At 44.4% G+C, this 673-nt stretch carries 1 protein-coding gene; it reads left to right on the top strand.

Annotated features, from left to right (window positions below):
* The first annotated feature begins 128 nt into the window (after positions 1-128).
* Positions 129-563, top strand: coding sequence for an IS200/IS605 family transposase (gene tnpA, locus AK963_RS30185; protein WP_066018852.1), 435 nt, complete (start codon positions 129-131; stop codon positions 561-563).
* The last annotated feature ends 110 nt before the right edge of the window (positions 564-673 follow it).

The following is a 673-nucleotide window of genomic DNA, read 5'->3' on the forward strand; positions in this document are numbered from 1 at the left end:
TTTAGTGCATCGTGAAAACCCACGTCCTATGGACGTGGTTATGAATGGTTGGCTCCGCCTGCCATGAACTACCCATGCTACTTCTTAACTCTGAGTTGTCCCCACGACTACTAGAGATAGGAAGTAACATGAGCAGATTTGAAAAATTAACGCATGTCATCTGGCATTGCCAATATCATATAGTATGGATACCAAAATACAGGTTTCGAGTTCTGACTGGAGCTGTGAAGTCTGAGGTTCATAATAGTATTCAGGTATTTTGTAGCCAGCTTGAATGCAGGATTGTGGAGCTGAATATCCAGAGCGACCATGTGCATTTGTTGGTAAAAGTGCCTCCAAAGGTTTCGATATCGAAGCTGATGGGGGTAGTTAAGGGACGAACGGCAATGAGGTTGTTCACGAAATTCCCGTACCTCAAGAAAAAGCCTTACTGGGGCAATCACTTTTGGGCAAAAGGTTACTTTGTTGACACGGTTGGTGTAGACGCAGAAATGATCCGAAAGTATGTGAAGTATCAAGAGAAGAAAGAGCGTCTTCAACAGGAGATAGACTTCAGGAAATAACCTTCAATCTTGGGATAACTCTCACCAGCCTTCTCAGAAGGCTGGCGGTCTCAGCCCCCTTTTAGGGGGCTTAAAGCAAAACCACGTTCTACGAACGTGGATCATTTACT

Origin of the sequence: Endozoicomonas atrinae, from assembly GCF_001647025.1 — a bacterium.
Classification (GTDB): domain Bacteria; phylum Pseudomonadota; class Gammaproteobacteria; order Pseudomonadales; family Endozoicomonadaceae; genus Endozoicomonas; species Endozoicomonas atrinae.